Below are 23,626 nucleotides of genomic sequence, written 5' to 3' on the forward strand. Positions count from 1 at the left end.
GGATCACGCTCTCTCGATCAGGTCGTCGGGGCCGAAGGCGTCCGGGAGGACGTCCGACATGGGCAGGATGCCGCGGACGGTCTCCAGCAGCATCGGGGCGCCGCCGTGCTCCCAGAGGAGCTGGCGGCAGCGCCCGCAGGGCATCACGGGGTCCCCGTGCTTGTCGACGACCGACACCGCGACCAGGCGCGGCCGCGCCGACTTGCCGGGGCCGTGCAGCGCCGACACCAGCGAGCACTCCGCGCAGAGCCCGACCCCGTAGGAGGCGTTCTCCACGTTGCACCCGGTGATGATCCGGCCGTCGTCGACCAGCGCGGCGGCGCCGACCGGGAAGCCGGAGTACGGGCAGTACGCGCGCGTCATCGCCTCCCGCGCGGCGTCGCGCAGGGCGGGCCAGTCGATCTCCATACCGGCTATCTTGCCTCGCCCCGCCGGTACTGGAGCCCGTTGGCGGCGGGCATCCGGAGCCGCTGGCTGGCCAGGGCCAGGACGAGCAGCGTCGTCAGGTGCGGCGTGAAGGAGACCAGCTCGCCGGGGACGATCTCGCTCATCATGAACCAGACGAGCAGCCCGGCGGCCGACACCAGCGCCAGCACCGCGCCGAGGTAGGCGTTGCGCAGCTCGCGGCGCGCCAGGTCGGTGACCGCCTGCGGCCGCAGCCGGTTCGCGCGGACGCCCTGCCAGAGCGCGACGCCGATCAGCAGGATCGCCACGAACAGCAGCAGCGCGTGGACGGACTGCCCGCCGCCGCGCACGTTCATCGCGTCGGTGTACCCGAACAGCAGCGAGCCCGCGGCGAGCCCGCCGGGACGCCAGTTGCCGAAGATCATGGCGGCGAGGCCGATGAAGCCGCGGCCGTTGGTCTGGCCGTCCTGGTAGAGCGGGGCGGCGACGGTGACGAGGAACGCGCCGGCCAGGCCGGAGAACGCGCCGGAGATGACCACCGCGGCGTACTTCATCCGGTACACCTGCACGCCGAGCGACTCGGCCGCGTACGGGTCCTCGCCGCAGGAGCGGATGCGCAGGCCGAACGGCGTCCGCCACAGGATCAGGAAGCTGAGCGGGACGAGCAGCAGCGACACCAGCGTCAGCAGCGACATGTCGCTGGTCAGGCCGCGGACGATCCCGGCGGCGTCCGACACCGCGAACCAGTGGTGGTTCTCCAGCGAGCCGAGCCAGTCCGGGCTCTGCCAGCCGCCGATCTTGCCGCCGGACAGCACCGGTAGCGTCAACGTCATGATCGGATCGACCGGCGGCGACTGCCGGGGGCCGCCGCCCAGGGCCTTCGCCTGGCCGGTGTCGAAGATCAGCCCGGCCAGGAACTGCGTCAGGCCCAGCCCGAGGATGTTGATCGCGACGCCCGACACGATGTGGTCGACGCCGAACGACACGGTCGCGATGGCGTGCAGCAGCCCGCCGAGCGCGCCGCCGATGATGCCGGCGAGGACGCCGATCCACGGGCCCCACTGGTAGCCGGCCCAGGCGCCGGTCCAGGTGCCGAGGATCATCATCCCTTCGAGGCCGATGTTGATCACACCGGACCGCTCGGACCAGAGCCCGCCGAGCCCGGCCAGGAAGATCGGCACGGCGAGGCGCAGCGCGGCGCTGACCGTCCCGCTGGAGGTCACCGGGTCGGCGTCGTCGATCACGCGGACCAGCGACAGCAGCACCAGCAGCCCGGAGGTGATCAGCAGGTAGTGCGGCCAGCGCAGCCGGATCTTCCCGTTGGCGGCCTGCTTCGCGGCCACCGTCTCGGTCACGGCGCTCATGAGGCGCTCCCAGCGGCCTCGCGGGCCAGGTCATGGCCGGTGGCCAGCTCGGCGGCGACGGCCCGCTGCTGCAGCCGGATCTCCCAGCGCCGGACGAGCTCGTACACGATGACGACGGTCAGCACGACCACGCCCTGCATGACCCCGACGATCTCCTTCGGCACGTCGACCTCCTGGAGCACGTCGGAGGTCTGGTCGAGGAACGCGAACAGCAGCGCGGCGAGCGCGATGCCGGCCGGATGATTGCGGCCGAGCAGCGCCACCGTGATGCCGGTGAAGCCGAGCCCGGCCGGGAAGTTCAGCGAGTACTCGTAGGACGCGCCGAGCAGCTCCGGCATGCCGATCAGCCCGGCCACCACGCCGGACGCGACCATGGTGTACACGATCATGCGGCGGGCGTTCACGCCGCTGGCCTGCGCGGCGGACGCCGACAGCCCCGAGATCTTCAGGTCGAACCCGAACCGGGTGTAGTTGATCACGACCCAGAACACGATCCCGACGACGATCGCGAGCGGCAGCAGCCCGTACACGTTGCCGGGCAGGTCGAGGCCGAGCGAGGACAGGAACCCGTTCAGCGGCCCGACCCGCCCCGACTCGGGGATCTGCGGGGTCGCGACGTTGTTGCTGCCCGGCCGCACCTCGGCGAGCCGCTTGTCGTTCAGCAGGTAGGCGATGATGCCGGTCGCGATCGCGTTCAGCATGATCGTGGACAGCACCTCGCTGACCCCGCGGGTCACCTTCAGCACGCCCGCGATCGCGGCCCACAGCCCGCCGACGACCATCGCCGCGACGATCACCAGCAGCTGCCCGAACGGCGCGGGGAGGGTGAGCGCGCCGCCGAGCGCGGCGGCGAGGAACGCGGCGATCCGGTACTGGCCGTCCACGCCGATGTTCAGCAGCGCCATCCGGAACCCGATCGCCACCGCGACCGCCGACAGGTAGTACCGGGTCGCGCGGTTGACGATGTCGACGAGCGAGTTCTCCGTGGTGCCGTAGTCGATCATGCTCTGGATCGAGCTGATCGGGTCGGCGCCGGTGATCCGCAGCAGGATCATCGTGATGCCGAGCGAGATCAGCAGCGCCAGCAGCGGCGCGCCGATCTTCAGCCCGAGCCCGGTGGGGCCCATCCCCTTCAGGATCGCCTTCCACGCCGGGACGGCGGAGATCTCCGCGGCGCCCGGCGTGGTCGCGGTCCGGCCCGCGGGCGGCGGCGCACCGGCGTCCGCGCCCGGCGCCGGCTCCGCCGGCCGCTCCGCCGCGTCCGGGCGCTCGGGCGCGTCCGGCTGCTCCGAGGCGTCCGGTCCGCGCTGCACCGGGACGGACGGCTCCTCGCCCGGCGGCGTCGGGTCGTTCGGCTCGCTCATGAGGCGCCGCCCGCGCCGGTCATGGCGGAGCCGAGCTCCTCGGGGGTGACGGTCCGCGGATCGACCTCCGCGACCAGCCGCCCCCGCAGGATCACGTGCAGGGTGTCGGACATTCCGATGAGTTCCTCAAGATCGGCGCTGATCAGCAGCACGGCCAGCCCGTCCGCGCGGGCCTGCCGCAGGTACTCCCAGATGGCGGCCTGGGCGCCGACGTCGATGCCGCGGGTCGGGTGCGCGGCGATCAGCAGGTGCGGGTCGCCGGACATCTCCCGCCCGACGATGAGCTTCTGCTGGTTGCCGCCCGACAGCGCGGCGGCGGGCACCTCGATCCCGGGCGTCCGGACGTCGTACTCGCGGACGATCCGGGTCGTGTCGCGGCGCGCGCCGCGCCGGTCGATCCAGGGGCCGCGGACGTTCGGCCGCTGCGTCTGGTGGCCCAGCATCCGGTTCTCCCAGAGCGAGCCCTCCAGGACGAGCCCGTGCCGGTGCCGGTCCTCGGGGATGTAGGCGATGCCGGCCTCGCGGCGCCGCCGGGTCGGCCAGTGGGTGATCTCCTCGCCGCCGTAGACGATCGTCCCGGTGTCCGCGTTCCGGATGCCCATGATCGCCTCGATGAGCTCGGTCTGCCCGTTGCCCTCGACGCCGGCCAGCCCGACGATCTCGCCGCGGCGGATGCGCAGCGACACGTCGTCGACCACCGGGCGGCCCTCGGGGGTGAGCACCGTCAGCCCGCCGACCTCCAGCTGCACGTCCGACGTGACCGTGGACTCGCGCAGTTCCGGGGTCGGCAGCTCGGACCCGACCATCAGCTCGGCGAGCCGCCGGGAGGTGACCTCCCGCGGGTCCAGCCGGGTCGCGACGGTGGTGCCGCGCCGGATCACCGAGATCGTGTCGGCGACGGCCAGCACCTCGTCCAGCTTGTGCGAGATGAACAGGACCGTGAGGCCCTCGGCGCGCAGCTCCCGCAGGTTGCCGAACAGCTCGTCGACCTCCTGCGGGACGAGCACCGCGGTCGGCTCGTCCAGGATCAGCACGCGGGCGCCCCGGTACAGGACCTTGAGGATCTCCACGCGCTGCCGCTCGCCGACGCCGAGGTTCTCCACCAGCGTGTCCGGGTCGACGTGCAGCCCGTACGCCTGCGACATCTCCTTGATCTTGGCGCGGGCGGCGGCGAAGTCGATGCGGCCGCGCCGCCATCCCTTGGCGCGGGGCTCGGCGCCGAGGACGACGTTCTCCAGCACGGTCAGGTTGTCGGCCAGCTTGAAGTGCTGGTGGACCATGCCGATGCCGCGCTCGATCGCGTCGGCCGGGCTGCGGAAGGAGACCTGCTCGCCGCCGACCTCGATGGTGCCCTCGTCCGGCTTCTGCATGCCGTAGAGGATCTTCATCAGGGTGGACTTGCCGGCGCCGTTCTCGCCGCAGAGCGCGTGCACCTCACCGCGCTCGATCGTGAGGTTGATGTCGCGGTTGGCCACCACTCCGGGGAACCGCTTGGTGATCGATGTCAGCCGTACGGCCGGCACCTGGTCAGGCACGAGTGCCCCTCCTCCTGCCTAGGACGCTGCCTCGGACGCGCCGACGACGACGGCGGGCGCGGGCGCGCACCGGAAGCCACCCGGCCGGATGGCTCCCGGTGCGGCGCACGGCCGGAACGCCGGGTCAGGCCTTGGTCGGGACCTTGATCTCGCCGCTGACGACCTTGGCCTTCAGCTCGTCCAGCTTGGCCTTGATGTCGTCGACGTTGCCGCCGGACGCGGAGTAGCCGACACCGTCGTTGCTGAGGTCGTAGGTCTTGGTGCCCGCCTTGAACGTGCCGTTGGCGACGCTCTCCACGAAGTCGAACACCGACACGTCGACGTGCTTCACCATCGAGGTGAGGATGTGCTCCTTCACCCCGGCGACCGCGGGCTGGTTGTACTGGTCGGAGTCGACGCCGATGGCCCACTTGCCGGCCGCGCCGACGGTCTTGATGACGCCGATGCCGGCGCCGCCCGCGGCGTGGTAGATGACGTCCGCGCCCTGGTCGAGCTGGCCCTTGGCGGCCTCGTTGCCGAGGCTCGTGTCCTTGAAGCCGTTGAAGTTCGGCGGCTGCGTCAGGTACTTCGGCGGCAGGATCTTGATGTCCGGCTTGGCCTTCTTCGCACCCGCCTGGTAGCCGGCGAAGAACTTCTGGATCAGCGGCACGTTCACGCCGCCGATGAAGCCGATCGTGCCGCTCTTGGACTTCAGCGCCGCGGCGGCGCCGACCAGGTAGGACCCCTGCTCCTCGGCGAAGCAGGCGCCGCTGACGTTCGCGCCCTCGACCTTGCACTGGTCGGCGTCCACGACGAGGAACTTGGTGTTCGGGAAGTCCTTGGCGACCTTGATGATGGAGGTGGTGTAGGCGAAGCCCACCCCGATGATCGGGTTGTAGCCCTTGTTGGCGAGCAGCCGCAGGCGCGACTCCTTGTCGGAGTCCGGCTCGTCCGGCTTGGCCGAGATCTCCTCGGTCTGGACGTTCAGGTCCTTCTTCGCCTTGTCGAGACCGGCGGCGGCCGAGTCGTTGAAGGACTGGTCACCGCGGCCGCCGATGTCGAAGGCCAGGCCGATCTTGAGGGTCTTCTTGCCGCCCTCGTCACCACCGCCACCGGTGTCCGCCTTCTTGCCACCGCATGCGGAAGCGCTGAGCAGCAGCGCCGCACCCGTCACGGTGACGAGCGAAGTCTTCAGTCCACGGCGCAAGGTAGCGCTCCTTCCGTTCCCCACCCACGGTCAGGCGACCGGTCCGGTCACCGAAATCGATCGGACGCTACCCCGCGAAAGAGGGCAAACTTCCCGCCTGCACCGATTCGCAATAGGTCCGTTACCAATGCGTACGCATATCGCCACAGGTCAGCGGCGACGTCGGTGGCCGGAGGGACGTGCGGAGTTGCCAAGTCACAGGGTACCGGCGGGGGGCGGGAGGTCACGTTGCGTGACACGGCGGCTACGCGAGCGCCGCGCCCTCGATCTGCTCGGCGTCGCCGGGGCGGCCGCCCTCCCACAGCGCGGTCAGCGCGGTGGCGCTCAGCACCCGCAGGCCGACCGCGATGCACCGCTCGTCGACGTCGAAGTCGCCGCGGTGCAGGTCGTACTCGCCGGGCGAGCCGGGGGTGCGGACGCCGAGCCGGGCGAGCGCGCCGGGGATCGACTCCAGGTACCAGCCGAAGTCCTCGCCGCCGAGGCTCTGCGGGGTCGGGACGACGCCCTCCTCGTCGATCACCTGCGCGGCGGCGTCGCGGAACATCTGCACGCTGGCCGCCTCGTTCACGGTCGGCGGGACGCCCCGCACGTACTCCAGCGACGCCTCCACGTCGTAGGCGGCGGCGACCGACTGCAGCAGCGCCTTCATCATCTCCGGCGCGCGGTGCCACGCCTCGTCGTCCAGGCAGCGGACGGTGCCCTCGGCGATCCCGTCGTCGGGGATCGCGTTGGCGACCGACCCGGCCGAGACGCGCCCCCACACCAGCGACAGGCTGGAGCGCGGGTCGACGCGCCGGGACAGCGCGGACGGCAGCTCGGTGACGATCTTGGCGAGCGCGTACACCAGGTCGGCGGTCAGGTGCGGCCGGGCGGTGTGCCCGCCGGGGCCGGTGACCTTCACGTACACCTTGTCGCAGGCGGCGGTGATCGGGCCGGTGCGCAGCCCCAGCTGGCCGACCTCGATGCGCGGGTCGCAGTGCAGCGCGAACGCGCGGTCGACGCCCGCGATGCCGCCGGCGGCCATCACGTCCAGCGCCCCGCCGGGGGTCTCCTCGGCGGGCTGGAACAGCAGCCGGACCCGGCCCGGCAGCAGCCCGGCCTCGGCCTGCTGCGCGAGGAACAGGCCCGCGCCCAGCACCATCGCGGTGTGGACGTCGTGGCCGCACGCGTGCGCGACGCCGGGGACCGTCGACCGGTACGGGACGCCCTCCTTCTCGTCCTGCAGCGGGAGCGCGTCGATGTCGGCGCGCAGCGCGACCGTGGTGCCGTCGGCGGGGCCGATGTCGCAGAACAGGCCGGTGCCCTTGGGCAGGACCACCGGGTCGAGGCCGGCGGCGCGCAGCCGCTCGGCGATCTTCGCGGTGGTGCGGTGCTCGGCGTAGCCCAGCTCGGGGTGGGCGTGCAGGTCGCGGCGGAACGCGATCAGCTCGTCCTCGTGCGCGGCCAGGAACGCGTCGAGCTGCGGCTGCAGGACGGCGCCGCCGAGCACCGCGGGCACGCTCGCGCGGCCCGGGCCGGGCGTCCCCGCCCGGGGTCCGCCGGCTGCCGCGGTTCCGTTCAGGGGGCCGGCCTCGCCGGCGTCCCGGTCCACGGGGTCCGCGGCATCGGGTGGTTCAAGGCCGGGCATCACCCCGGGTCCCGGATGTGTCATCTGCGCCCCCTGTGCGACGGCGGAGCCGAACGGCGCCCGCCCGGTGGTGTTCTCGTTCTCGGGAACGTTCTCTACGACGTGTTCGCTCTTCGGCGGCTTCGCGTTCGCGGGGCGGGCCGTCCGCTGCGGCCTCTCAGGCTCCGGCATGTACGACCTCCCCCAGTGTGACGAACCGGTCCTCCGCGAGCTCCGTGATCGCCGCGTCGACGATGTGCTCCAGCGTCCCGCCCTCGGCGCGGATCGCGCGCTGCCGCTCGTACGCGGCCCCCTGCTCCAGGACCTCGCCGGCGACCTTGAGCTCCTCGGCGCAGCCGAGCCGGTCGGCGACCGGCTCCAGCTCCCTGATCAGCTCGTACAGGTCGTCGCGGAGCGGCGCGGTGTTGCCGCTGTCGTCGGTGATGATGATGGCGTCCAGCCCGTACCGGGTCGCGCGCCACTTGTTGTCGCGCACCACCCAGGCCGCCGGTTTCGGCAGCGTGTAGCCCCGGTCGAGCTGCTGATCGAACAGCGTGACCAGGCTCTGGCACAGCGCCGCGGCCATGCCCACCTCGCGCAGGGTCGGGATGCCGTCGAACATCCTGATCTCGACCGTGCCGAAGTCGGGATGCGGGCGGATGTCCCACCACACCTCTTTGATGCTCCGGATAGTTCCGGAACGCATCAGCGTCTCCATGTAATCCTCGAACGCCGCCCAGCCGTCCAACAGGTGGGGCGGTCCGGCCGTCGGGAGCTGGCCGAAGACGACCGCCCGGCAGGACGCCAGGCCGGTGTCGCCGCCGCTCCAGAACGGGCTGGACGCGGTGAGCGCCAGGAAGTGCGGAAGGTAGGACGAGAGCGCGTTGACGATGGGGATCGCCTTGGCGCCGTCGGAGATGCCGACGTGGACGTGAACGCCGAACGTCTGGATGCGGCGCGCCAGCCACTGCATCTCCTCGACGAGCTGGGCGTAGCGGCCCATCGGCGCCATCACCGCGTCCCGCCAGTCGCTGATCGGGTGGGTGCCCGTGCAGGCCAGCGCGATGCCGCGGTCGGCGGCGGCGGCCCGAAGCGCGCCGAGCGTGCCGGCCAGGTCGGCCTTGGCCTCGCCCACGGTGCTGCAGATCCCGGTCACGACCTCGACCATCGACTCCATCAGCTCGTGCCGGATGCGGGGGTTGTCCCCGTCCAGGCTGAGCGCGGGCAGGGCGGCGAGCACCTCGCGTGCGTCCTGCCGCAGGTGCCTGGTCTCCGCATCGACCAGCTGGATCTCCCACTCGACGCCGAGCGTCGCGCCGTTCGATGCGTTGAAGTCAATGGCCACGGCCAACCTCCGTCCACAATCCTTGCAGGTCGTTGCGTGGCACGTGGCGCAATTCAGCCAGCGGGTCCCTAAGCCTGGACAAACGCCGGTCCAGGTCACGTGTTCGCTCCATGATGGCGCTCGTGCCCGCCACCCTGCCGGGTGTCCATGCCCTTTGCGGATCATTTGACTCATGCGGGCGGGGGACGGACGTCCGGGGGTCCTACTTTTCGGTCATCGATCTTGTTCGGGGCATCACTAGATCGAACTAGTCAGCCCGTCCCAAAATACCGTCCGTGACGGACTGTGACCAATGAAGCGTGTCCCTTACGTACCGTCATATCACGTCTGCTCCATGCGTCGCGTCCGTCCCATGCTTGCCGTCTTCGCGGTCGGGTACCCCTTCGCCGGATACGTCGCCTAGTCTTCGGGGGAGTCATGGGCGTTGGGCGCCTGCGCGTCGGGAGCGGCACGGCTCCCACGGGAAAGAGGAGCGTCGAGAGCTTGCGAGCCGAGCGACGAGGGCCGGCCGGCGTCCGCCGCGCCCTGACGGTGTGCACGATTCCGGTCGCGGCGGCCGCCGTCGCCGCGGCGCCCGCGCTGGTCGCGGCGCCCGCCGCGGCGGCGGGCCGGGCGGCCGCGGCGCCGTCCGCCGCGCCCACGGCGGAGACGGTCGGCGGGCCGCTGCTCGCGAGCCGCGGCATCGTCGTCGACAAGGCGCCGGGCGTCCCGGCCGTCCCGAAGATCAAGGCCGCGTCGTGGCTGATCGCGGACGCCGACACCGGCGAGGTCCTCGCCGCCAAGGACCCGCACGGCCGCTACCTGCCGGCCAGCACGATCAAGACGCTGACCGCGCTGACGCTGATCCCCAAGCTGGACCCGAACCGGCTCGTCCGCCCCTCCCAGAAGGCGTGCGACGTCGAGGGCACCAAGGTCGGGCTGACGCCCAAGATGCGGTACAAGGTCTCCGACCTGTTCCACGCGATGCTGATGATGTCGGCGAACGACGCGGCGTTCACGCTCGCGGAGGCGGACGGCGGCGTGCGGAAGACCCTCGCCGACATGAACGCCGAGGCGAAGCGGATCAACGCCCACGACACCCTGGCCGGGTCGCCGAACGGGCTCGACCGCGACCTCGGGCTGACCGTCCGGACCCAGCACACCTCGGCCTACGACCTGGCGCTGATCCTGCGCGAGGGGATGAAGAACCCCGACTACCGCAGGTACATGCAGGCCATCGACATCAAGTTCCCCGCGCCGCCCACCAAGAAGGAGCGCAAGAAGGGCAAGAAGGTCGGCGGGTACCCGATCCACACGCACAACCACATGCTGCCGGGCGAGCGCGAAGCCTACCCGGGCATGCTCGGCGGCAAGAACGGCTACACGATCGCCGCGAAGCAGACATTCGTCGCCGAGGCGCGGCGCGGCGGGCACACCATCGTGATCTCGCTGATGCGCGCGGACCGGCCGCCGTCCCCGTACGCGGCGAAGCTGCTGGACTGGGGGTTCGCGGCACGCGGCAAGGTGCAGCCGGTGGGCGCGCTCGTCCCGCCCGGCGACGCGAAGCAGGCGAAGAAGGACGGCGCGGCGGGCGTGCTGCCGGACGCCCCGCCGGCCTCGGACGACCCGTCCCGCATGTGGCTGCTCGTGGGCGGGGGCGCGGCCGGCGCCCTGCTGGCGATCGCGGTGCTGTTCGTCGTGCTGCGCCGCCGGCGCCGCCTGGAGGCGGCCCGCTTCCGCGACCTCTCGGGCCGGTAGGCCCAGCGGGGCGCCGGGGCCGGGTCAGCGCGCCGGATGCGCCGACGACGGCTCCTCGGCGCCCGCCTCGGCGCCCGCCTCGGCGCCCGCCTCGGCACCCGCCTCGCCGCCTGCTTCGCCGCCCGCCTCATCGCCCGCTTCGGCGCGTTTCCGCAGCGCCTCGACCTCGGCCTCGTCCGCGCAGTTCTCCGGGTTCTCCGCGTCGGCGGTGAGGACGACGCGGCGCGTCGCCGTCCACGCGGCGGCGAACAGCCCGAACCGGGACGCGATGTTGATCCACACCATCAGTCCGACCAGGACGGCGAACGTGCCGTAGACGGGGTTCTGCGTGGTGCGCGCCACCAGGATCGCCGCGACCTGCTTGAGGGCCTCGAACCCGACGGCGCCGAACAGCGCGCCGCGGATGATCCGCCGCCACGGCGCCCGGGTGCCCGACAGGCGGCTGAACAGCACCAGGAATACCACGGTGTCGAACATGATCGCGATGGCGAGGGACAGCAGCCGCAGCCCCGTCCCGGCGCCGGTGACGTCGTCCCAGCCGAGCCAGCCGAGGACGGTGTGCGTGGCGGAGTTCGTCACCGTCGTGACCGCCATGCCGCAGATGAGGACCACGCCGAGGAACGCCAGCACGGCGGCGTCCCAGAGCCGCATCAGGAAGAAGTTGCCGCCGCCGCCCGGCTCGTTGCCCCAGATGTCGCGCAGCGACTCGCGCAGCACCTGCACCCAGCCGAGGCCGGTGAACAGCAGCGCGACCAGGCCGACGATCCCGACCGCCGTCTTGGACTGGGCGATCTGCTCGACCTGCAGCTGGTCCGCGAGCCCGGGAAGCTGCGAGTTGACCGCCCGGACGAAGTAGTCGCGGGCCTGCGCGCTGACCCCGACGAGGTAGCCGAGCAGCGCGTACGCGAGCGCCAGCAGCGGGAAGAACGACAGGAACGCGTAGCAGGTGAGCGCGGCGGCGAGCCGGTCGCCGCGCCGCTCCTGGTACCGCTCGAACGCGCGGACCTGGTGGTCGAACCAGGGCCAGCGCTCGCGGGCGCCCCGCAGCAGGCCCTTCCCCTTGCCGAACAGAGACTCGATCCGCCCCTGCGCCCTGTTGACGACCTGCCGCATGTACGCAACGTACCCACGCCGCACCGCCCGATGCGGCATTCGGTGACCACCGGTTCAACGCAGCGGATACGCCGGGGCCGGGAGCGCCCGCGAATCGGCGTCAGCCGGGGGCGGGGACGGCGCCGTCACCGAAGACGTAGTCGCAGCGGCGGCGCCATATGCCGTCGAGGCCGTGCTCGTAGAGGGAGAAGCCCCACGCCTGGAAGTCGGCGCTGTAGCTCGCGAGTTCCTTGAAAGCGCGGTCCATGACGTCGTCGGGCAGGTGGTGGGCGATGGTGACGTGCGGGTGGTACGGGAAGGGGAGGGGCCGGGCGAGGGGGCCCGACAGAACCTTCTCCTGGACGCGCTCGCAGCCGCCGATTCCCTCGGCGAGCGCCACGAACACGACCGGGGACACCGGCCGGAACGTTCCGCTGCCGCGCAATCTGATGGTGAAGGGGCGCTCCTCGCGCGCGATCCCGAGCAGGTGCTCCTGGATGGCGTCCATATCGTCCACGTCCACCTCGGTGGGCGGGAGCAGGGTGATGTGCGTCGGGATCGCGTGCGCGAGGGGGTCGCCGAACGAGGCGCGCCGCGCCTGCAGGAACGAGCCGTGCGGGTCGGGGATCGGGATGGCGACGCCGATGGCGCGGCGGCCGGCCGCGGGCACCGCCGGGATGCCCCCGGTCATCGTGGTCTGGGCCGCGGAGGGGGCCTCCCCCTGGCCCCCCGCGGCGTCGTCGAGCGGTGCGCGGTCAGCGACCACGTCCCACGAATCCCACCCGTTCGCGCACGGTCTCCATCGTCCGCACGGCGACCTCGGAGGCGCGCTCGGCGCCCTGGGCGAGGAGCCGGTCGAGGTGGTCCTCGTCGTCCAGCAGCTTGAGGGTGCGCTCCCGGATCGGCGTGAACGTGTCGAGGACGACCTGCGCGAGGTCCTTCTTGAACTGCCCGTAGCCGGAGCCCTCGTAGCGGCGCTCCAGGTCGGGGACGGGGGTGCCCTCCAGCGCGGAGTAGATCCGCAGCAGGTTGGTGACGCCGGGCTTCTTCTCCTCGTCGTAGACGACCTCGGAGCCGGTGTCGGTGACCGCGCGCATGATCTTCTTGCGCATCGGGCCGGGCTCCTCCAGCACGTCGATGATGCCCTGCGGCGACGACGCCGACTTGCTCATCTTCGCGGCCGGCTCCTGCAGGTCGGTGATCTTCGCGGCGCCCTCGGGGATGTGCGCGTCCGGCTGCACGAACGTCTCGCCGAACCGGTGGTTGAACCGCTGCGCGAGCGTGCGGGTGAGCTCCAGGTGCTGCCGCTGGTCCTCGCCGACGGGCACGCGCAGCGGGCGGCCGCCCGCCGGGTCGGGGGTGTAGAGCAGGATGTCGGCGGCCTGCAGGATCGGGTAGGTGAACAGGCCGACGCTCGTCCCGGCCGTGCCCTGCTTGGACGACTTGTCCTTGAACTGGGTCATGCGGCCCGCCTCGCCGAACCCGGTGAGGCAGCCGAGCACCCACGCCAGCTCCGCGTGCTCGGGGACGTGGCTCTGCACGAACACGGTGGCGCGGTCGGGGTCGAGGCCCATCGCGAACAGCTGCGCGGCGGCGACCTTCGTGCGGCGGCGCAGCAGCGCCGGGTCGTGCTCGACGGTGATCGCGTGCAGGTCGACCACGCAGTAGAACGCCTCGTGCGTGTCCTGCATCGCGACCCACTGCCGGAGCGCGCCCAGATAGTTGCCGAGGTGGAAGGAGTCGGCGGTGGGCTGGATTCCGGACAGCACGCGCGGCTTCCCCGCGGCGGTTCCGGACGCTGGCTGGCTGGGCGCTTCGGGCATGTGCACGATTCTCTCAGGTGTCACTCGAGACTCCGCCCCCGGTGGTCTGCCCGCTCGGCGGGGCGGTGGCGGCGTCGCCGGGCACCGCCCGCGGGGTCGCGGACGGCGTGCCGGGCGGCACCGGAAGGGCCTGCTGAGCCGCCCGCGGCATGACGCGCACGCGGGCCACCCGCCGGCCGTCCATCCGGGCCACCGCGAGGCGGCGGCCGCCGGCCTCCACCGAGTCGCCCTCGGCGGGCACCCGGCGCAGCACCGCCATGATGTGCCCGGCGACGGTCTCGTAGGGCCCGTCCGGCAGCCGGATGCCGGTCTCGGCGGCGAAGTCGTCCAGGTTGAGCAGGCCGTCGACCTCGACAACCCCGCCGTGCAGGCGCCGTGCCTGCGCGTCCTGCACATCATATTCGTCGCGGATGTCCCCGATGAGCTCCTCCAGGAGGTCCTCCATCGTGACGATCCCGGCGACGCCGCCGTACTCGTCCATGACGATCGCCAGGTGGCAGCCCTCGCGGCGCATCTCCGACAGCGCGGGCAGCACCCGCTTCGAGGACGGGAGGAACTTCACCGGGCGCACCAGATCGCCCACCGGGACGTCCCGCTCCGGCGGGTCGGGCGCCAGCAGGTCGCGGATGTGGACGAACCCGACCACCTCGTCGTGGGAGTGGCGGCAGACGGGGAACCGGGAGTGCGGGCTGCGCGCGGCGAGCCGGGCCGCGGCGGCCAGCGCGAGCGCCGCGTCCAGGAACACCACCTCGGTGCGCGGCACGAGGACCTCGCGCAGCGGCCGCTCCCCCGCCGCGAACACCTCCTCGATCAGCGCCCGCTCCTCGGCGGTGAGCTGGGTGTTCTCGGCGACGAGCGCGCGCATCCGCTCCGCGGTGATCTCCTCGCGCAGCGCGTCCGGGTCACCGCCGGAGAGGCGCACGACCAGGTTGGCCGAGCGCGACAGCAGCCACACCAGCGGGCGCACCGCGCCGGCCGGCGGCCGCGGCGGCGTCCGGTCCATGCATTCAGCCTTCCCCGATCGGCGTTCCGGATAGCCTGAGACGAACCCCGCCGTCCCAGAGTCTTTCTCCTGGAGGTCCGTCAGTGAAGCTGCTCGTCACCGGAGGCGCCGGCTACGTCGGCAGTGTCGTCTCCGCTCTGCTCCTGGAGGCGGGGCACGAGGTCGTCGTGCTGGACGACCTGTCCACCGGGCACGAGGACGCGGTGCCCGAGGGCGCCCGGCTGGTGCGCGGCACGCTGCGCGACACGGCGGCGGACGTGCTCGCCGGCGCCGGGTTCGACGCCGTGCTGCACTTCGCGGCCAAGTCCCTCGTCGGCGAGTCGGTGGAGAAGCCCGGCCTGTACTGGGACAAGAACCTCGGCGAGTCGCTCGCGCTGCTGGAGGCGATGCGCGCCGCCGGCGTCCCGCGGATCGTGTTCTCCTCGACGGCCGCCACGTACGGGGAGCCGGAGTCGACGCCGATCCTGGAGACCGACCCGACCCGCCCGACCAACCCCTACGGCGCGTCCAAGCTGGCGATCGACACGGCCCTCGCCGAGTACGCGCGGCTGCACGGCATCGGCGGGGTGTCGCTGCGGTACTTCAACGTGGCGGGCGCCTACGGGCGGCACGGCGAGCGGCACACCGTCGAGACGCACCTGATCCCGAACGTGCTGAAGATCGCGCAGGGCGACGGCGCGGCGGTGAAGATGTTCGGCGACGACTACCCGACGCCGGACGGCACCTGCGTCCGCGACTACATCCACGTGACCGACCTCGGCCGCGCCCACCTGCTGGCGCTGGACGCCTGCGAGCCCGGCGACCACCGGGTCTTCAACCTCGGCAGCGGCACGGGCTACTCCGTCCGGGAGGTCGTCGAGGCGTGCCGCGAGGTCACCGGCCGCGAGATCCCCGCCGAGGTCGCCCCGCGCCGCGCCGGCGACCCGGCCGTGCTGGTCGCCTCGTCGGAGAAGATCCAGGCCGAGCTCGGCTGGAAGCCCGAGCGGGACCTGCGCACCATGATCGACGACGCGTGGACCTTCCTGCGGTCCCGATGACCGGGGAGTTCGCGGAGGCGTACGGGCGCGCGCCGGACGGCGTCTGGCGGGCGCCCGGCAGGGTCAACCTGATCGGCGAGCACACCGACTACAACGACGGGTTCGTGCTGCCGTTCGCGCTGTCGCGCGGCGTCTCGGTGGCCGCCGCGCGCCGCGACGACGGCGTGATCGAGGTGCGGTCGCGGCAGGCCGCGGCGGCCGTGACCGCGCCCGTGGACGGGCCGCCGGTCGTCTCCGAGGGGTGGCCCGCCGAGCACGCCTGGGCGGCGTACCCGGTCGGGGTGGCGCGGGTGCTCCGCGAGCACGGGACGGGCGGCGCGTCGCTGCTGATCGACTCCGACCTCCCGCAGGGCGCGGGGCTGTCGTCGTCGGCCGCGCTGGAGTGCGCGACGGCGCTGGCGCTGTGCGACCTGCACGGCGTGGCGATCGACCGCCCGGCCCTGGCCCGGCTGGCGCAGCGCGCGGAGAACGAGCAGGTCGGCATGCCGTGCGGGCTGATGGACCAGGCGGCGTCCCTGCTGTGCGCGGCCGGGCACGCGCTGCTGCTCGACTGCCGCAGCGGGCTCACGTCGCAGGTCCCGTTCGACCCGGCCACCGCGGGCCTGACCCTCCTGGTCGTGGACACGCGCGCCTCGCACGCCCTGACCGGCGGCGAGTACGGCCGGCGCCGCGCCGAATGCGAGGAGGCCGCGTCCCTGCTGGGGGTGGACGCGCTGCGCGACGTCAAGGACCTGGCCGGCGCGCTCGGCAGGCTGCGCGACCCGGTGCTGCGGCGCCGCGTCCAGCACGTCGTCACCGAGAACCACCGCGTCGAGGCGAGCGTCGGGCTGCTCCGCGCGGGGGCGCTGCCGGAGTTCGGCGGCATGCTGAACGCCTCGCACCTGTCCCTGCGCGACCAGTTCGAGGTGTCGTGGCCCGAGGCCGACGCCACCGTCGACGCGGCGATCCGGGCCGGCGCCCGGGGCGGGCGCATGGTCGGCGGCGGCTTCGGCGGCTCCGTCATCGTGCTGGCCCCCGCCTCCCGCGCCGGGAAGGTGCGGGAGGCGATCACGGACGCCTACGCGAAGCGCGGCTGGACGGCCCCGCAGTTCCTGGAGGCCGTGCCCGCGCAGGGCGCCCACCGGGTCAGCTGATCGTCTTCGGGGGCCGGCGTCAGCCGAGGGCCGATTTGATGTCCTCCAGGAGGCGGGTGGCCTCTTCGGCGGCGTCGGAGGCGTCCAGGGCGGTGAAGCCGTCGATGGCGGCGGACGCCTGCGCCGCGGCCTCGCCGAGGCCGCCCGTCCGGGCGAGGATGCGGGCCTGCTCGTAGGAGACCAGGGCGGTCTCCCAGATGCGGGCGGGCTCGTCGTCCGGGGGCAGGCCCGCCAGCGCGGCGCGGGCCGTCTCCATGGCGGGCCCGGCCGCGTCGAGGTCGCCGCTCCACATCAGGCACACCGCGGCGCGGCGGCGGGCGCGGACCACCCCGTACGGGTCGCCCGCCTTCTCGTACGCCTCGGCGGCCTCGGCGTACCGCTCGGCGGCCGCCGCGTCCATGTCGAGATCGGTCAGGACGTCGGCGGCCTCGTAGCGGAAGTGGGCCTCGGCGTCGTGCTCCCCGTCGCGGGCCGCGTCCTCCGCGAGCGACGTGAACGTCTCCGCGGCGCCCTCCTCGCGGAGCTGCTTCTGCGCGTGCGCCAGGATCAGCGTCGCGCGGCGCCTCGCGTGGTGGACGGCCGGGTCGGCGTCGCCGCCGGACTCGGGGAGCGCCTGCAGGACCTCCTCGGCGGTCTCGGCGGCCTCCAGCGGCCGGTCGGTCGACAGGTAGCCGCCGGCGAGGTCCACCCGCAGGTGGACGGCGTTCTCGTGCATGCCCTCGGCCGTCCACTCGGCGATGGCCTCGACGAGGTCGGGCACGCCGTCGGCCGGGCGGTCCAGGGAGATCAGCGAAGCGCCGCGCTCGGCGAGGGCGGCGGCGCGCATCGGCGACGGGCCGGGCATCGCGGCGAGCGCCTCGTCGAGCAGCGCGAGGGTCTCCTCGTCCGGGGCGTCCCGCCGGCGCGCCAGCGCGCGGGCGAGCTGCAGGGCGGGCGCGGCGATCTCCTCCGGGTCGTCCGACGCGCGGGCCAGCTCGGCGGAGCGGCGCAGCGCCGCGATCCCGTCATCGGCCTCCCCGGACATCAGGAGCGCCTGGCCCCGCAGGTACCACAGCTCGCCGGCGAGGTCGGGCACCTCGTCGGCCGCGACCCGGTCCAGCGCGGCGAGGGCGTCGGCGGGGCGGTCGGCGCGCAGGTGCGCGGCGGTGAGGCGGAGCAGCGCGGAGGCCAGGTCGGTGGGCTCCCCGGGGTGCGCGGCGAAGTGGTCGGCCGCGGCGTTCATCAGGTCGAGCCCGCCCTCGTCGCCGAGGTCGTGGCGCACCGCGCCGAGCCGGCCCAGCGTGCGGTGCCGGCGCGTCTGGTCGCCCAGCTCGCCGAACATCCGGGCCGCCTCCTCCCAGGCCGCGGCCGCCTCCGCGCCGTAGCCGCCGACGGCGTGCTCGAAGCCCCGGGCGTCCAGGCGGCGGGCCCGCTGCAGCGGCGTCGGCTCGGCCGTACCGGCGACGGCGTCGAACCGGCGCCAGGCGGCCCGCATGCCCGGCACGTCCTTGCGCCTGCGGCACCGGTCGCCGGTGTCGAGGAGCTCGTCGAGATCGTCGACCGAGGCGAAGTCGTCCCGCGGGGCCGGTTCCGGCGCGGGGGCCTGCGCCGCCGGCCGGCGGTGGTGGGCGGCCAGCGGGAGGAAGCCGGTGACCGGCTCGGCGGCCAGCGTGGCGCGCACCTGGTCGCCCTGGTGGGAGGTGCCGTTGCGGGCGTCGAACCGGGCGGCGAGCCCCGTCGCGCGTTCCGCCAGCTCGGCGCCCAGCTCGGCCGCGGGGACGTCGGCGGCCGGGCGGCCGCCGGCGGCGGGGCGCCGGACCGTCGCGGCGCCGTGCCCGGCGGCGGTCAGCCGGCGGAGGAGGAGGCCCGCCGCGGCGGAGAAGCACATGTCCGCGTAGGCGCTCGGGGCACGGTCCAGCCAGCCGAGATGCCGCTGCAGGATCTCCAGGCCGCGCGCCTCGTTGCCGGTGACCGCGCAGAACTGCAGGTGCTCGGCGATGTCGGTGAGGTCGGCCAGCCGCGTCCGGTGCACCCGGTAGGCGCGGCGGTGCACGTCGGCGGCCTGCTCGGCGCGGCCCGTCCGCAGGTACACCGGCAGCAGCGTCGTCTGGATCGACTGCGGCTGCTCGTTGCAGTTGAGCTGCGCGTCCAGCACCGGCGCGGCGACTTCGAGGGCCTCCTCGTGGCGGCCCGCCTCGATCAGGTGGCGGGCCATGCCGGTGGGGTCGCAGCCCTGGCAGTCCGACAGCTCGTCGCGTTCGGCGGCGCGCCACTTCAGGTACCACTCGTCGGCCGTCCCGTCGCCGACGTGCCGCGCGACCACGTTGCGGTAGTGGTACACCGCCTGGAGGCTGTGGCCGCCGGCCTTGTAGCGGCGCTCCATGTCGTCGAGGACGGCGTAGGTGCGGTCGAGGGGGATCTCGGGGAAGAGGGTGAGGGAGCTGACGATCGCCTTCATCTGCCACAGCAGGCCGTGGGCCTCGTCGTAGCGGCCGGGGTCGCGGTCGTGGTCGGCGAGCGTCCGGCTGAACGTCGCGAACGCCTTCGCGGGCTCGCCGCCGTACCGGTACGCGTCGGTCAGCCGGATCCGCACGTGGAACGCCAGCACGTCGTCGCCCGCGGCCTCCGCGCGGCGCAGCGCGTCCTCGACCAGGACCGTGCGGGCCTCGCCGTAGGGCAGCTCCTGGGAACGCGCCATCAGCGCGTAGACGTCGTCCGTGCTCATTCGGGAGCCTCCGGGGAGTGGACGGCCCACTCCAGCAGGCCGATGAAGGAACGGTTCAGGACCGCCGTGTCGGCGGGCCGCAGCGGATGGTGGCCGAGCAGCAGCGCCTGCCCGTACAGGGCCTGGACGGCCAGTTCGACCGGCCCGCCGTCGCCGAGCGACGTGACGCGCCGGGCCAGCGGATTGCGGTAGTTCAGCACCAGCCGGGGGCGTTCGACGCCGACCGGGTCGACGGCGCCGAGCACGTCCGCCCACAGCTCGCCGGCCTCCTCCCTGGCCCGCGTCAGCTCCTCGCGGAACTGCGCGTCGCGGCTGGTCAGGAACAGCGCGGGCAGGGAGGCCGGGTCGAAGTCGCGGACGACCACCTCGCAGCCGAGCCGCTCCACGGCGCGCTGCGCCGCCGCCAGGAACGGCCGCAGCGCCAGCTCCGCCGCCGGGTCGAGCACGCCGAAGGCGGTGGTCAGCTCCGCCGCGTCGAGCCGGGCCAGCCGGATGTCGGGGTCGAGGTCGGGCAGCCGCTCGATGATCTCGGTGTCGTGGACGTAGCCGCCGTTGACGAGCCCGACGCCCTGCGCGCCCGCCACGGCCGACAGCCGCCGGAACTCGTCCACGCTCGCGGTGAACCGGCCGTCCGGGTGCCGGCGGCGGAACTCGTGCAGCGTCATGGGGCCGGAGGACGTCTCGTACTCCAGCCAGCGGTCCACGATCCGCAGCATGTCGTCGTCGTGCAGCGCCATCGCCTTCACGCCGAGCTGGTGCAGCCGCAGGAACGCGCGGAGCCGCGCCGGGTCGGTCTCGGCGAGCTTCACCAGCCACTGCCGCAGCACCTCGCCGAGCCCGAGCCGCGTCGATTCGAGCAGCTCGTCCTCGTAGAGGGCCTCGCGGCTCGCGGTCGGCCGCAGCTCGCCCGCGTCGACGACGCACCGCGCGAAGAACGCCCACTCGGGCAGCAGCCCCTCGACGCTCTCGGCCAGCAGCATCCGCTTCAGGTAGACGCGGTGCGCGGCGCGCGCGGTCGGCGAGACGGGCGCGGGCAGGATGAACGCGACACCGGTCAGCCCGGCCTCGGGCACGTCCAGGTCGACGACGTCGAACGGCGTGAACCCGTACAGCTCCTCGCAGTACTGCTCCAGCGCCCGCCTGCGCCGGGCCGGGTCGCGGTGGGACGCCTGCCAGGGCGGCCCCTCGCCGGTGACCGGCACGCCGTCCACGGCGAGGTCGACCGGCAGCAGCGACCCGTAGGTGCGGGCGAGCTCGGCGACGACCGGCGGGCTCAGCAGCTCCGCCGCCCCCGGCCGCGCCCGCAGCGTCACCGTCGTGCCCGGCTCATCCCGCTCGCCCGGCTCGACCCGGTAGCTGCCCTCGCTGCGGCCCGTCCACCGGACGGCGCCGCCGCCGCGCGCGGACTGCGTCACGACCTCGATCTCGTCCGCGACGAGGAAGGCCGACAGCAGCCCGATGCCGAACTGCCCCAGGAAGTCGTGCCGCGCGAACCCCAGCTCGTCCCGCTTGGACGACCGCCCGATCGTCGCCAGCAGGGTGTGGACCTCGTCCTCGGTGAGCCCGATCCCGTCGTCGTGGACCCGGAGCGTCCCGCCGCCGGTCTCGATCACGACCCGGCCGCCTTCGCCGCGCGCGGTGATCGCGTCCACCGCGTTCTGCAGCAGCTCCCGCAGGTACACCCGCGGACTGGCGTACAGATGGCGGCTCAGCAGATCCACCACACCCCGCAGATCCACCTGAAACGCCTGTTCCGCCACCGTCCGCCTCCTGACCGCCTTTTCGAGCGATCACACACACTAGCGACCGGCGCCGACGCCTTCAGATCATTTCCAGCCGCCGCCCCCGCGTGCGGCATGCCGCCGCAGGGCGCGGTGATCTTCGCCGTCCCCGTCGTCGCCGACCCCGCGGCCGAGCACCGGCGGCAAAGGTGATGAATTCCCCCAAGGTCGGCAAACAACTCGCCGCCCGGCTCCCCCTGGCCGTCCGGCCGCGATATGGACGGAAGAAAGTGGCGATGACGGTCTGACCAGGGGAGGAACCGTGTCACCGGACGCAACCCGGCAGGAGGAGTTCGCCGGCTTCATGGCCGACGTGCTCAACAAAGGAGCGCTCGGCCTCCTTGTGAGCGTCGGCCACCAGACGGGCCTGTTCGACACCATGAGCACGCTGCCGCCGTCCACGAGCGCCGACATCGCCAAGGCGGCGGAGCTCGACGAGCGGTACGTGCGCGAGTGGCTCGGCGGCATGGTCGTCGGCGGCATCGTGGAGTACGAGCCGGACGGCGCGACGTACACGCTGCCCCCCGAGCACGCCGCCTCGCTCACCACCGCCGCCGGGCCCGACAACCTCGCCGGGATGATGCCGTACATCGCGCTGATGGGCGAGGTCGAGCAGAAGGTCGTCGGGGCGTTCCGCGACGGAGGCGGCGTCCCCTACTCCGCCTACCCCCGGTTCCAGGCCCTCCAGGCGCAGGAGACGGCCCGCGTGTACGACGCGGCCCTCGTCGACACGATCGTCCCGCTGGTCCCCGGCCTCACCGAACGGCTGCGCGACGGCATCGACGCCCTGGACGTGGGCACCGGCCAGGGGCACGCGCCCATCGTCCTGGCGCAGGCCTTCCCGCGGAGCCGCTTCCACGGCCTCGACCTGTCGGAGGACGGCATCGCGGCCGCCCGCGCGCAGGCCGGCCGGCTGTCCCTGGACAACGTCGCCTACACGGTCGGCGACTCAACGGAGATCACCGGGCAGTACGACCTGGTCACCGCCTTCGACGTGGTCCACGACCTGGCCCGGCCGCAGGAGACCCTGAACGCGATCGCCGCGTCGCTCCGCGACGGCGGCGTCTTCCTGATGGGCGACATCGCCGCGTCCAGCAAGCTGGAGGAGAACCTCGACCATCCCTTCGGACCCGGGCTCTACGGCTTCTCGGTCTTCTACTGCATGACGACGTCGCTGAGCACCGGCGGCGCCGGTCTCGGCACGCTCTGGGGAGAGCAGACCGCGCGGCGGATGCTCGGCGAGGCCGGCTTCACCGACGTCCAGGTCCACACGATCGAGGGGGACCCGATCAACCTCTACTACGTGGCGACGACCTCCCCCACCTGACCCGCGCGGGGTGGAGCGAAGCCTTACTCGGTCTTCGCGCCGGGACGCGTCCCGGCCGGAGGACGAGCCCCGGGACTCGCGGCCGGGGCTCGTCCACGAGCGGGGATCAGATGAGGCCGAGCTTGCGGACGGCCTCGCGCTCCTCGGCGAGCTCGTTCACCGAGGCGTCGATCTTGGCGCGGGAGAAGTCGTCGATGTCCAGGCCCTGGACGATCTCCCACTTCCCGTCCTTCGTGGTGACCGGGAAGGACGAGATCAGGCCCTCGGGGACGCCGTAGGAGCCGTCCGACACGACCGCCATGGACGTCCAGTCGCCGTCGGCGGTGCCGTTCACCCACGTGTAGACGTGGTCGAGCGCGGCCGACGCGGCCGACGCGGCGGAGGACGCGCCGCGCGCCTCGATGATCGCGGCGCCGCGCTTGGCGACGGTCGGGATGAAGTCGTTCTCCAGCCAGTTCTGGTCGTTCACCGTCTCGGCGGCGTTCTTGCCGGCGATCTCGGCGTGGAAGATGTCCGGGTACTGGGTCGCGGAGTGGTTGCCCCAGATCGTCATCTTCTTGATGTCGGCGACGGAGACGCCGGCCTTCTTCGCCAGCTGGGCGAGGGCGCGGTTGTGGTCGAGGCGCGTCATCGCGGTGAAGCGCTCGGCCGGGACGTCCGGGGCGTGCTGCTGCGCGATCAGGGCGTTGGTGTTGGCCGGGTTGCCGACCACCAGGACCTTGACGTCGTCGGCGGCGCCCGCGTTGATGGCCTGGCCCTGCGGCTTGAAGATGCCGCCGTTGGCCTCCAGCAGGTCGCCGCGCTCCATGCCCTTCGTGCGGGGGCGGGCGCCGACGAGCAGCGCGATGTTGGCGCCCTCGAACGCCTTCGTCGCGTCGTCGAAGATGTCGATGCCGGACAGCAGCGGGAACGCGCAGTCGTCCAGCTCCATCGCGGTGCCCTCGGCGGCCTTCACCGCCTGCGGGATCTCCAGCAGGCGCAGGCGTACGGGCACGTCCGCGCCGAGGAGGTGCCCGGACGCGATGCGGAACAGCAGCGCGTAGCCGATCTGGCCCGCGGCGCCGGTAACGGTAACGGTGACTGGGGTGCGAGTCATGCGTCCTTCTCCTGCTGTGACCTGACGGGGCTCAGGCGGCCATCCTTCGAACCCGACCGCCGGAGAGCCGCGCCGCCGCGGTTTCTCT

Annotated in this window: 18 protein-coding genes; 4 read left to right on the forward strand and 14 right to left on the reverse strand. The window is 73.1% G+C overall.

The genetic code is table 11. The features are described 5' to 3' along the window. Positions 1-3: 3 nt before the first annotated feature. The 7 genes from ABTW95_RS12060 to ABTW95_RS12090 all read right to left on the reverse strand — a co-directional run bounded on the left by ABTW95_RS12060 (position 4) and on the right by ABTW95_RS12090 (position 8,805). Positions 4-408 carry a cytidine deaminase gene (locus tag ABTW95_RS12060; protein WP_396452410.1) on the reverse strand — a complete coding sequence of 135 codons (405 nt, stop codon included), beginning with the start codon at positions 406-408 and terminating at the stop codon, positions 4-6. Between the two features lie 5 nt (positions 409-413). After that, entirely contained in the window at positions 414-1,769 is a 1,356-nt protein-coding gene (locus ABTW95_RS12065) for an ABC transporter permease (RefSeq protein ID WP_396452408.1), read from the reverse strand. Then, the gene (locus ABTW95_RS12070; protein ID WP_396452407.1) at positions 1,766-3,133 is read right to left on the reverse strand and encodes an ABC transporter permease subunit; all 1,368 of its coding nucleotides are present in this window, start codon (positions 3,131-3,133) and stop codon (positions 1,766-1,768) included. The genes ABTW95_RS12065 and ABTW95_RS12070 overlap by 4 nt, the downstream gene beginning before the upstream one ends. Then, positions 3,130-4,668, reverse strand: coding sequence for an ABC transporter ATP-binding protein (locus ABTW95_RS12075; protein ID WP_396455001.1), 1,539 nt, complete (start codon positions 4,666-4,668; stop codon positions 3,130-3,132). The genes ABTW95_RS12070 and ABTW95_RS12075 overlap by 4 nt, the downstream gene beginning before the upstream one ends. Before the next feature lie 124 nt (positions 4,669-4,792). Continuing rightward, on the reverse strand, positions 4,793-5,854 hold the full coding sequence (locus ABTW95_RS12080; protein WP_396452403.1) for a BMP family lipoprotein: 1,062 nt from the start codon (positions 5,852-5,854) through the stop codon (positions 4,793-4,795). A 244-nt stretch (positions 5,855-6,098) separates the two neighbouring features. Then, positions 6,099-7,505: an amidohydrolase gene (locus ABTW95_RS12085; protein ID WP_396452418.1), complete on the reverse strand. Its 1,407-nt coding sequence runs from the start codon at positions 7,503-7,505 to the stop codon at positions 6,099-6,101. A gap of 133 nt (positions 7,506-7,638) precedes the next feature. Beyond that, complete coding sequence (locus ABTW95_RS12090) at positions 7,639-8,805, reverse strand: glutamate--cysteine ligase (protein ID WP_396452401.1); 1,167 nt, start codon at positions 8,803-8,805, stop codon at positions 7,639-7,641. 483 nt (positions 8,806-9,288) lie between these two features. On the opposite strand from ABTW95_RS12090, the gene ABTW95_RS12095 reads away from it, so the two are divergent. Beyond that, a complete protein-coding gene (locus ABTW95_RS12095; protein ID WP_500226264.1) occupies positions 9,289-10,542 on the forward strand; it encodes a D-alanyl-D-alanine carboxypeptidase family protein in 1,254 nt (417 codons plus the stop codon). Positions 10,543-10,566: 24 nt separating this feature from the next. Here the strand turns inward: ABTW95_RS12095 and ABTW95_RS12100 are convergent, their stop codons facing one another. From ABTW95_RS12100 to ABTW95_RS12115, 4 genes are all read right to left on the reverse strand, one after another. Then, positions 10,567-11,655 carry a YihY/virulence factor BrkB family protein gene (locus ABTW95_RS12100; protein ID WP_500226265.1) on the reverse strand — a complete coding sequence of 363 codons (1,089 nt, stop codon included), beginning with the start codon at positions 11,653-11,655 and terminating at the stop codon, positions 10,567-10,569. A 100-nt stretch (positions 11,656-11,755) separates the two neighbouring features. Continuing rightward, on the reverse strand, positions 11,756-12,400 hold the full coding sequence (locus ABTW95_RS12105) for a 2'-5' RNA ligase family protein (RefSeq protein ID WP_500226266.1): 645 nt from the start codon (positions 12,398-12,400) through the stop codon (positions 11,756-11,758). Next, on the reverse strand, positions 12,390-13,457 hold the full coding sequence (trpS, locus tag ABTW95_RS12110; protein ID WP_396446629.1) for a tryptophan--tRNA ligase: 1,068 nt from the start codon (positions 13,455-13,457) through the stop codon (positions 12,390-12,392). The genes ABTW95_RS12105 and trpS overlap by 11 nt, the downstream gene beginning before the upstream one ends. Positions 13,458-13,470: 13 nt before the next feature. Then, on the reverse strand, positions 13,471-14,460 hold the full coding sequence (locus tag ABTW95_RS12115; RefSeq protein WP_500226267.1) for a hemolysin family protein: 990 nt from the start codon (positions 14,458-14,460) through the stop codon (positions 13,471-13,473). Positions 14,461-14,543: 83 nt separating this feature from the next. Between ABTW95_RS12115 and galE the strand changes: the two genes are divergently transcribed. Both galE and galK read left to right on the forward strand, forming a co-directional pair. After that, positions 14,544-15,497: a UDP-glucose 4-epimerase GalE gene (gene galE / locus ABTW95_RS12120; protein WP_500226268.1), complete on the forward strand. Its 954-nt coding sequence runs from the start codon at positions 14,544-14,546 to the stop codon at positions 15,495-15,497. Beyond that, complete coding sequence (galK, locus tag ABTW95_RS12125; RefSeq protein WP_500226301.1) at positions 15,494-16,630, forward strand: galactokinase; 1,137 nt, start codon at positions 15,494-15,496, stop codon at positions 16,628-16,630. Before galE ends, galK begins: the two co-directional genes overlap by 4 nt. 19 nt (positions 16,631-16,649) lie before the next feature. Here the strand turns inward: galK and ABTW95_RS12130 are convergent, their stop codons facing one another. Both ABTW95_RS12130 and ABTW95_RS12135 read right to left on the reverse strand, forming a co-directional pair. Further along, positions 16,650-19,334, reverse strand: coding sequence for a hypothetical protein (locus tag ABTW95_RS12130; RefSeq protein WP_500226269.1), 2,685 nt, complete (start codon positions 19,332-19,334; stop codon positions 16,650-16,652). Next, entirely contained in the window at positions 19,331-21,094 is a 1,764-nt protein-coding gene (locus tag ABTW95_RS12135) for an HSP90 family protein (protein WP_500226270.1), read from the reverse strand. The genes ABTW95_RS12130 and ABTW95_RS12135 overlap by 4 nt, the downstream gene beginning before the upstream one ends. Before the next feature lie 283 nt (positions 21,095-21,377). Here ABTW95_RS12135 and ABTW95_RS12140 point away from each other — a divergent pair, with 283 nt between their 5' ends. Further along, the gene (locus ABTW95_RS12140; protein ID WP_396454625.1) at positions 21,378-22,442 is read left to right on the forward strand and encodes a class I SAM-dependent methyltransferase; all 1,065 of its coding nucleotides are present in this window, start codon (positions 21,378-21,380) and stop codon (positions 22,440-22,442) included. A gap of 106 nt (positions 22,443-22,548) precedes the next feature. Here ABTW95_RS12140 and ABTW95_RS12145 read toward each other — a convergent pair whose 3' ends face one another. Next, complete coding sequence (locus tag ABTW95_RS12145) at positions 22,549-23,538, reverse strand: malate dehydrogenase (protein WP_396446636.1); 990 nt, start codon at positions 23,536-23,538, stop codon at positions 22,549-22,551. Positions 23,539-23,626: the final 88 nt, after the last annotated feature.

The organism is Spirillospora sp. NPDC127506, assembly GCF_040302145.1.
Lineage (GTDB): Bacteria > Actinomycetota > Actinomycetes > Streptosporangiales > Streptosporangiaceae > Spirillospora.

Excerpts from the sequence above, each read along its gene's own strand:
- ABTW95_RS12145 (WP_396446636.1), bottom strand. The coding sequence starts at position 23,538 with ATGACTCGCACCCCAGTCACCGTTACCGTTACCGGCGCCGCGGGCCAG.
- ABTW95_RS12115 (WP_500226267.1), bottom strand. The coding sequence starts at position 14,460 with ATGGACCGGACGCCGCCGCGGCCGCCGGCCGGCGCGGTGCGCCCGCTG.
- ABTW95_RS12065 (WP_396452408.1), bottom strand. The coding sequence starts at position 1,769 with ATGAGCGCCGTGACCGAGACGGTGGCCGCGAAGCAGGCCGCCAACGGG.
- ABTW95_RS12085 (WP_396452418.1), bottom strand. The coding sequence starts at position 7,505 with ATGACACATCCGGGACCCGGGGTGATGCCCGGCCTTGAACCACCCGAT.
- ABTW95_RS12130 (WP_500226269.1), bottom strand. The coding sequence starts at position 19,334 with ATGAGCACGGACGACGTCTACGCGCTGATGGCGCGTTCCCAGGAGCTG.
- ABTW95_RS12070 (WP_396452407.1), bottom strand. The coding sequence starts at position 3,133 with ATGAGCGAGCCGAACGACCCGACGCCGCCGGGCGAGGAGCCGTCCGTC.
- trpS (WP_396446629.1), bottom strand. The coding sequence starts at position 13,457 with ATGCCCGAAGCGCCCAGCCAGCCAGCGTCCGGAACCGCCGCGGGGAAG.
- ABTW95_RS12060 (WP_396452410.1), bottom strand. The coding sequence starts at position 408 with ATGGAGATCGACTGGCCCGCCCTGCGCGACGCCGCGCGGGAGGCGATG.
- galK (WP_500226301.1), top strand. The coding sequence starts at position 15,494 with ATGACCGGGGAGTTCGCGGAGGCGTACGGGCGCGCGCCGGACGGCGTC.
- ABTW95_RS12100 (WP_500226265.1), bottom strand. The coding sequence starts at position 11,655 with ATGCGGCAGGTCGTCAACAGGGCGCAGGGGCGGATCGAGTCTCTGTTC.